General features: G+C 57.2%; 5 protein-coding genes and 1 pseudogene. 2 read left to right on the forward strand and 4 right to left on the reverse strand.

Translation table 11 applies throughout. From position 1 onward, the window contains the following. Nucleotides 1-642: 642 nt before the first annotated feature. The 3 genes and pseudogenes from IIA05_08250 to IIA05_08260 form a co-directional block, all read right to left on the reverse strand. Nucleotides 643-2,037, reverse strand: coding sequence for a hypothetical protein (locus IIA05_08250; protein MCH9027089.1), 1,395 nt, complete (start codon nucleotides 2,035-2,037; stop codon nucleotides 643-645). Between the two features lie 197 nt (nucleotides 2,038-2,234). Beyond that, nucleotides 2,235-2,348: pseudogene (locus IIA05_08255) on the reverse strand (IS91 family transposase). A gap of 118 nt (nucleotides 2,349-2,466) precedes the next feature. Then, complete coding sequence (locus tag IIA05_08260) at nucleotides 2,467-4,209, reverse strand: alpha/beta hydrolase (protein ID MCH9027090.1); 1,743 nt, start codon at nucleotides 4,207-4,209, stop codon at nucleotides 2,467-2,469. A gap of 402 nt (nucleotides 4,210-4,611) precedes the next feature. Here IIA05_08260 and ald point away from each other — a divergent pair, with 402 nt between their 5' ends. Further along, nucleotides 4,612-5,736 (forward strand): alanine dehydrogenase, encoded by a 1,125-nt coding sequence (ald, locus tag IIA05_08265; protein MCH9027091.1) that lies wholly within the window; start codon nucleotides 4,612-4,614, stop codon nucleotides 5,734-5,736. Nucleotides 5,737-5,912: 176 nt separating this feature from the next. On the opposite strand, the gene IIA05_08270 is transcribed toward ald, so the two are convergent. Beyond that, complete coding sequence (locus tag IIA05_08270) at nucleotides 5,913-7,016, reverse strand: alpha/beta fold hydrolase (protein ID MCH9027092.1); 1,104 nt, start codon at nucleotides 7,014-7,016, stop codon at nucleotides 5,913-5,915. Nucleotides 7,017-7,296: 280 nt separating this feature from the next. On the opposite strand from IIA05_08270, the gene IIA05_08275 reads away from it, so the two are divergent. Then, nucleotides 7,297-8,984: PD40 domain-containing protein (locus IIA05_08275; protein MCH9027093.1), on the forward strand; the 1,688-nt coding region annotated here is incomplete at its 3' end.

Genomic DNA, 8,984 nt, shown 5'->3' on the forward strand with positions numbered 1-8,984 from the left:
GTTGCAGATTGTCCGGTACGGAGTGTCCAGCGGGCGTAAGGCGGGTGACTTTAGCTTTCCAATACCTTCAGCCCATCAGCCATACGTGAGACGTCGACTCATGCCGGCAGAAACCTTGGTTGGATTCTTGGAAATCACCGACCCGTAGAGCGGCATCGACCTCTTGCGGCGTCAGGTCTGCGAGAGCCTTGGCCGGACCGGCGGTGGGCTTGATCTCGCCATTATGGGGAATCACAAGGGACTTGTTGCTGTCAGTCAGTAGGTATTCCTACCGCTTGAGTTCGGTAGTTAGCTTCGTGGGGACGTAGTAGAGGGTATTTGGGCTTTGTAAACGTTGGCGAAAACGCCTGCAGCCTCTGTGGCTATTTAGATACAGCCGAATCGTAGGGTGGACACTCCTAGATCGCCAATTTGACTCTCTCAGGAGCCTTCGGTACCGGGTAAGATTCCTCGGATTCTGGTGAATTTACCCGTGAATTTCGGTTGTTAGCTTCGTGGGGGGGCCGTAACGGGTATTTGACGTTTGTAAACACGGGCGAAAACGTCTGTAGCGCTCATGACTATTGAGCTACAGACGAATCGTTGGGTGGACATATCGAGAGGTCACAAATTTGACCTTTTGAGGAGCCGTAGGCGGCCGTTTCAGACTACTTTCAGACCCTCAAAAAGCCTCGTGACTACCGCCTCAGCGTCCTGAACCAGTTTCTCGGCGTCCTGAACCTGTTCCTCGGCAACCGGGAGTTGACGCACATTCCTCAAGCGCAACATTTCGCCTGTCCCTTTGGGGTCGGCTCGTGCAGTCGCCAGTCGTCCACGCGCGTTGGCAAGATGTCCACGGGCCGTGCTGTCTAACTGCAGCGCTTCCTCGTGGGCGTCGTCTTCTAACTCCGTACGATCTGGAAATCTACGCTTAGCCGCTGCGAGGTCGTTTTTGGTTTTCGCGAGCCATTGTTCCACCTTGTGGCATCCACTCTCCTCATTTCGTACCCACTCCCGGAGGTAGTCCATATGTCCATCAAGGCATCTCTGCGGATCATCGAGAGCCGCCTTAACAGTCTCAAGCTGGCGAAGGCTATCTGCGAGTGATCGCTGAGCCGCTTCGAGTCTTGGAGGAGCGGTGACGCGGTCGGTACGCTCCTGCGTCTCCCGATACTTCGCTGCCCACTCTTCAGTCAGTAATGGCAACCGCTCTGTGCGCTCCCCTTCCATATCCGTGTGATAGAGGATGGGCGAATAGCCATATTCTTTTGCGGCATCTTGTTCAAGTAAAACGTCGAACAACGCATTCGGATTGTCAAAGTCGTTCCGGGGCAGTTCTGGGTGCTTCTCGCAGAGGGTATCGAACTCGGCTCGCAGTGTTTTGATCTCTTCTTTAGCGTCGGCATCCAGTTGGATACTGAACGTATTGTCAGGTAGCCGCACCGTACATTGTTTCTTTACTGCCTCTATCTTGGCCCATATTCGTTGTTGAGACAGCTCATGAAACACCTTCTCCATCAAGATGGCGTGATCCTCGAATCTCTTCACGTACTCCCTACGACGTCGCTGTATACGTTTCTTGCGGGCCTGTATCTCTAATTCGGTTAAGCCCCGGGATTCTATTTCCTTTGTCCGCGTGTATTCATTACGCTCTACTCCGCGTTTCTCCTCGGCGGTTCTGAGATCAATGTGATCGGTGTCTCTAAGTTTCATCTCGAATTGTTTGATTCGCTCCTCGAGTGCCAGAATCGTGTTCGACGTTACGGCGCAACCGCCCGCGAGTTTTTCTTCCCGCGCAGCTATAAGTTCTTCCCGACGCTTTGCCCACCGTTTGCGGTCGGCACGCAGGCGGTACACGGCGGTCGCATCGGCGGCTTTCTTGTCCGTCGTCATATTGATTCCATTGTTTTCGTTAAGTAGCGTGGCCAGCAGTCCGGGACCTTTATTATCGTAGCCACTTAACCTATTGATATACAGACTATTCGAAGTTGGAATGTAATCAATACTGGAAGTTCTGCCTTCATGATGGATATGGCGGACATTGCGAACGGCGGTCACGCTGCCGCAAATAGTAAAAGCAAAACGTCTGCTTTCGACCCAAAGCGAACATTCAGCCCAGTAGCTGCAAATGGCCAAAAGCGGCCATTGCGTCGCTGATCAATTAAGGCAATCTTGTCTCAATACCGCTTAGACTAACTTAACAACTGGACCAATTAATGCGGGCAGGTCAGCAATGCGAATACCTTGCGACCTTATTGCGGACCAACAGCGATGCGGTAGGTAATGGAATGACCCAACAGCTGATCCATCGGCCCCTCATCGACGGCATCCAGGGTGAGATAGCTGTTCTCGGTATCACGCTCCAACAGCCCTTGACGGCTGCTCCGCCCACCTTAGCGAACTTGACGGACCGGAATCAACATTTTTGTCTCCCTCGGTACCAGTGCCAGTTTCAGCGGGAGAGGACGCACCACTATCTCAGATTATCTACTCGGTTCTCCTAGCCACATCCACCCGCTTGAGGAGCCATTCCGTCATCGTCTCGAAATAGCCGGGAACATACGTTTTTACGTGAGGCCAATCCTCCAAACCACCGGTTCCAGCGAGCCAGATGCTGTGACCAGCCTTGGCGAACACTTTGAGGGTGTAGTCCGTGTTCCCTCCTTCTCTCAAGGCTTTCCCGACGATCGATTTGTTCGGCTCAGGCGGAACCCACATGTCCAGTTCTCCCCAGATCGCCAGGACCGGGCAGGTGACTGCACCGAGCACAGATACAGGATTGTGACCTGCCCTCAGGCGCTGGAACCGCCAGACCCAATGGTCCTCTGACGTTGCTTCCCCCCAATAACCCGCGTCTGTGTAGGAGAACCATTTCTTGTCCTTCACCGTCTGAATGGCAGCTTCGAGCTTTTCCCACTCTTCCCCGGTCCTTATAAAGTCGGCTTCGAGTTTCACGAACGCGAGAGCTTCCTCAATCTCCTCCCCCGAAAAGCCGTCTACCCGAAGGGCTGCTTCTGTCCCCATCGGTAACTGCTCCGCATAGGGCAGGCCTGGAGCGGATACCATGATGAGGAACGCGACGTCCTTGGAGCGCGCGGCAGCCAGTGAGGCAACAGCTCCCCCTCCGTCGGTAAACCCCCAGATGCCGACCTGCCTCGGGTTGATGTCCTTATGACGGCGAAGGAACTCAACACCGGCGAGGGCATCTTCGGCCAGATCTCCGAAGCTGGATTCACGCCACGCTCCTCCGGTGGAGGCGCCAGTCCCTCGCCCGTCGTAGACGAGTGCCGCGATCCCGTGCCGGGCGAAGACGTACTCTGGGAAGACTGGCAGATTACGGTTCGTTGGGCCGCCGCCCTGTACCATGATGACGGCGGGATGTGGGCCTTTCGTGTTGGGTACGAGGAGCCTGCCGGCCAAGGTGATATCGCCGTTTCGGAAGGTCACGTTCTCTTCCCTGTACAGCGTGCTTCGTGGGGCAGTTCGCTCCGCACCACCCCGCTCGCGCCAGACGAGGCCGCTGACTTTGCCCTCTTGGTTGCGGACGAAGGTGACTTCCACCTCGACGGGAAAGGGAACGAGATACGTCGGCCCAGAGAAGAAGGTGGTCTTGGAGGAGGGGTAGAGACGTCCGACGCGCCCTGATTCCTCGACGTAGGAGAGCCATGACCTGGAAATGGGATAGGGGGGATCCGGCTTCAGGAAATCATGCCGCCGAATGAATACGGCTCTGCCAGGCTCCAATTCATACGCCCCCATGTAGTCGTCGTAGAGCGTGTCATCAACTTGGACCCACCGCACGAGTCCGAAGGTGCCTGACTCTCCGGCGTGCTCGACGACTCCCGTAATTGTGTCGCCTTGGAGCCGTCCATCGAAGGCAATCGTGTCGGCATCCCTCGTCAGTTCAAAGTTGACGCGAGAGGATTCCAGACGGACATCTCCAACCGCCCCTGGTGCCCCTGGTAACATGTAGACGACGGTCAGTTTTATGCCCCCGTCTTCCGATTTCAACTCAACTCTGAGGTACACCGACTCCTTCTCAAGCTCGAACGCCCCCACCCACAGGCCTTCGATGACGGAAGCCAGTTGAGTGCCATTGACGGTCACCGTTCCTGAGGATTCTCCCGATTGAGTTTCTCTGGTAGCTGACTTATTTTCTGGTTTGCTGCATCCGGTAACCAGCAGTATGAGAAGTACGCTATACAAAAAGATTCGAAGAAAACGGTTCATTTTTTCTCTCCTTTGCTTGAAAAGAAGGCTGCGCTTTTTGGCTTGACATCCAATCAAAGTATAGGACGTATAAAAGCCCTATTCCATGAAGCCCACGTTTATTGAACGGCCATTTGTCTCGCTTTTGGCCCTTATCGCTGCGAAAACTGGTTTGCTCGAACGTCCGCTTATGGCCGAAAGCGGACCTTCAGAATCACCTATTTCTGGTCATTTTAACGTCCGCTTTCGGGAAAAGCAGACATTCAACATGAAGCAAAATTGATTGGTGCCGCGTCGAAGTGGGCACCAAAGTGGGCACTACCCATGCCGCAGTCACTATGCTGTATTGGACATCGCTTCAGCTTAACCGCGACGGGCTCGTAGATTAGAGGTTAAGGTAGGACGACTCAGGAGAGAATTTCTATGCAGATTGGCGTCATCAGGGAAATTAAGGACAAAGAAAACCGCGTAGCGCTCACGCCGAAAGGCGCGAAAGCCCTGACCGAGGCAGGTCACCAGGTACATGTACAGACAGACGCGGGTGTGGGTTCTGGCTTCAGCGACGCGGACTACCTGGCCGCCGGAGCGGAGACTGTTCCCTTGGACGATGCCTGGGCTTCGGAGCTGGTGCTGAAAGTCAAAGAACCGCTCCCCATCGAATACCCCTATCTCAACGGCCAGATTTTTTTCACCTACTTTCACCTGGCCGGCGCCGACAAGAGTCTGACTGAGACCTTGCTGCAAAATCGCGTCACCGCGGTGGCTTACGAAACGGTAGAGGACGCGCGCGGCGCTCTGCCGCTGCTAAAACCGATGAGTGCCGTGGCCGGCCATATGGCGACGACTATCGGCAGTTATTACCTGGCCAAGTTCAACCGGGGTAAGGGCATCCTGCTCAGCACAATTCTCGATCAGCAGTATGGCAAGGTGCTTATCATCGGTGATGGCGTCGTTGGACGGTATGCCGCCAAAGCCGCCGCCGCGCTTGGTGCGCAGGTCTTTATTTGCGGAAGGCACAGCGAAAGACTCCCGACATTGCAGCAGGAAATCTCACCAACCCTGAATTTCGTCCTGTCATCGCCGGACAATATTCGGCAGCATCTTGTAGACACCGATCTTCTCATCGGCGCCGTCCTCCTCCCTGGCGCGCGCGCTCCTTACCTGGTCACCGATGACATGGTCCGTGAGATGCAGGCCGGCTCGGTCATCGTCGATGTCAGTATTGACCAGGGTGGATGCATCGAAACATCACGACCGACTTCGCATTCCGAACCCGTGTTCGAGAAACACGATGTCATTCATTACTGCGTGACCAACATGCCGGGGGCGTATCCAAGAACGTCGACCCTCGCGCTGACGACGGCGACTTTGCCCTACGCCCTGCACTTGGCGAAGAAAGGTCTCCAAGCTTTCGTCGAGGATGAAGGATTTGCAAAAGGGGTCAATACCTATCTCGGGCACCTGACATACAAGCCGGTAGCCGAGGCGCTCGGGCTGACCAACACGTACTCACCGTTTTCGGAGCTTGCGAAAAAGCAGCGTGCTTAGCCGCGGCGCAAGCAATCATCGATCTGCTAAACATCTGATCCGATTTCCCACAGAGCGCAGAAAGCCCCACCCCCGTGGCGGGGTTTTCTTTTCCCGGCGAACGTCCGCTCTTGGCTGCGATTTCAACCGGTCGACGCAACACTTTAGCTAAAACGCAGAAGATGGCGTGTTGCCCCTCAATATGACAAATCGCAGTGAGCAACTTCACCGCTGCCGTCGAACTGCACGACCCGAAAAAAGCGACCGTGGGCCACAAACGCTGCCATATCCACCAGCAGCGGTTCCAGCCAGTACATGTCGCGACCCGAGTTCTCGTATGGCGTCAGCATCTCATGTGGTACGTCGGCCGGCATGTAACAGAGTGAGATCGGCCCGAAATCGACTTGTGCCGATGCGTAGTCAGCGATCCGGTCATTGCTGATGTATTTTTCGTCGCCGGCCGTAACGACCTGGATCGGGTTCGACAGCGGTTGCCTCGCGTATAGCTGGCGGTTGATTTGCACGAGGTCGATCAGCGCGACGACGTGCTTGTATCGATAATCGCAGAATCCCGCTCGGCCGGCTGCCTGCCAGGAGTGACATTTCGCACGTAAGCCCCGCGGTTTTACGATCATCTTGTTGAATCCCGGTGTCCGGCCGAGCGCCTCCGCCAAGGTCTCAATGAAGGCGCCGCCGCGAATCCCGAGCATCGGCGCGAGCAACAATAGCCGGTTGTACAGCTCGGTCGCCTGCAGCGCGGCGCTCAAGCTGATGGCGCCGCCAAGCGAAAAGCCAACAATAATCTTCTCGCCCGGGCTCGCAGCCATGATGCGATTCATCGACGTCGCAAACTCGAAATAGCCGGAACTGTCTTCGCCGGCTGACGGCAGGGCTGACAGGTCGTCTTCGCCGCCCGCGGTCGGCATGGCGCCGTGGCCGGGGAGCAGCGGCAGCAGCACGTCGAAACCCTGCGCGCTGATCCGCGGGGCCAGCTCCAGGAACTGCTGCGGGCAGGTACCGAAACCGTGGAACATGATGACGGCGCCGCGACGCTTCGTACCTGGCACTGCGGTGAAGCGCCTTGGTTCGCAGTCGGCCGCGTGCGGCGTTTCGTTTACGCGGTTTTCGTAGTCCGACCATGCCGCGGCGAAGGTGGCCAGTTCCTCCTGCTCGGCGGGCGGCGCTACGACGCTGAATGCCGCGGTTGTGCAGCCCGCCAGCAAGCATCCGGCGAGCGCGCACAGCAGGACCCGTCCGAGGATGGCGCATGGCCGCAGTACCATGAACTCTCGTCTGTGCATCGCGTATCTTCCCTAGAGACCGATATTTCGAGTGAGCAAACCAGCGAAACGTTATGGGTGGTAAACAAATTGTTGTTTATCAGAATCTAGACCATGTCGTCGTAAAATACGATATCGAACCGCAGGATTGTGCCGCATGTGTTGCATCGACCGGTTGAAATCGCAACCCAAAGCGGCCGTTGGGATGGTAGAATCGTGAGGGGCCGCTGACGACCCAAAGCGGACGTCGTGAGTGCGATCAATTAGACTGTGAGAATCGGAAATCTAGGGAGAGGTCACCGTGGTTCACCGGCGCCCCATCTGGTTCGCACTCGTCCTTGCGACATTGGTGCTGCCGAATACCGCCACCGCTCAAGACGACGACTTGCGCATCATCGAGTTCGAGACCACCGAGGTCACGGCACCTGATGTGGCGGTCTCCCCTGATGGTGCGTGGTTGATTTTCAATATGCTCGGCCACCTGTTCCGCTTGCCGGTCGAGGGCGGCACGGCCGAGCAGCTCACCTTCGGGCCTTACTACGACACCGACCATACAATCTCTCCTGACGGGAGCCGCGTGGCGTTCGTCTCCGACCGGGACCGCAGCGACGGCAACATCTTTGTGCTGAAACTGGTAACGGGGCAAATCACCCAGGTCACGCACGAAGCTTGGGCCGCCCGTCCGGCTTGGAGTCCCGACGGCCAGAGCATTGTCTATTTGAGTCTGGTTCGTAAGGTCCCAGGCGTGTTGCCCATGCCTAAATTCTCATTTTCAGTACCCGACACAGTTCCGGCTTTGGTCCGCCGGGTGGCCTTGGGCGGGGCAGAGCCCGAAACCCTCAGTGCGCCGCCGCAGGTCATCGGCTCAGTTTTCTACCTGCCGGATGGACGCTTGGCCTGGGCAGCAATCGATCTAGAAATCGAACCAGAAACCCGATCTCCCAGTGCGACAACCCGGATTCAGGTGAGGAATGAGCAAGGTACGGTGTCGACGCTCCGCACGCTTGCCGGCTACGCCGCTCCTGTGATTCCGAGTCCGACGGGTGACGGGGTCTACTGCCGCCGCTTCCACCCCTTGGCTGGCTGGTATACACGGCCGGCGGAAGACTTGCTCTTCATTCCCCTCCCTGAGGGAGCTGAGAGGCAGATCTTCCGCTTGGCGCGGCCCCGGGGCTGGACGCCGCGCTTTGCGGTGGCCCCCGACGGAAAGGGTCTCTACTTGGGCGAGGGCGGGCGTTTATGGAAAATCTCGCTTCCCGGCCGATCGCACGAACCGATAGCCTTCAGCGCGTACGTGCGCTTGGAAATTCAAGATCCTGTTTTCCCGCGCAAGGTCGCTTTCGTCCCGCCGGGAGGCGCCGCGCCGCCGCGCAGCGTCCTGAATCCCCGGCTTTCGCCGGACGGTCGCACGCTGGTCTTTGAGGCAGCGCGCTACCTATGGGAGCAGCCGCTCGATGGCGGGCAGGCTCAGCGGCTATTTGCAGGCAACGCCTTCGAGCGAGAGCCAGCGTTTTCACCGGACGGGCGGCAGCTCGCGTTCGTGACCAGCGAGCACGGGAAGGAAGAACTCAGAGTGTTCAACTTGGACACCCGACAGACACGCACCGTGGCTTCGGGGTCGTACTACTGGAACCTGAGCTGGAGCCCCGATGGTGAGCGGCTAGTTTTTATGGAAGACCCCAGCCGGGTGGTGGCCGTGAATCTCAACGGCGACGGCAAAAAGGAAAAACTCACCGAAGCGGCGTGGTGGTGGGGATCACGCCCGCAGCTCTCCGCAGATGGTCTGTTGCTCTACTTCTCGGGGCCGCCAGGGGCTGGCACGTTCTATCGGCTGCCGCTCAAAGACAAAGCGAGGCCGGAGCCACTGACACAACTGAGGCGCCAAATGACTCGGGCGCTCGTGTCTCCCGACGGGAAGTGGCTCGTCTTCAAGCGCAACACAGAAATCTGGATAGCGTCGCTTGAAATTAGGCCGATTAGGGAGGAAGA

It is taken from the genome of Pseudomonadota bacterium (genome assembly GCA_022572885.1).
Classification (GTDB): domain Bacteria; phylum Pseudomonadota; class Gammaproteobacteria; order Steroidobacterales; family MnTg04; genus MnTg04.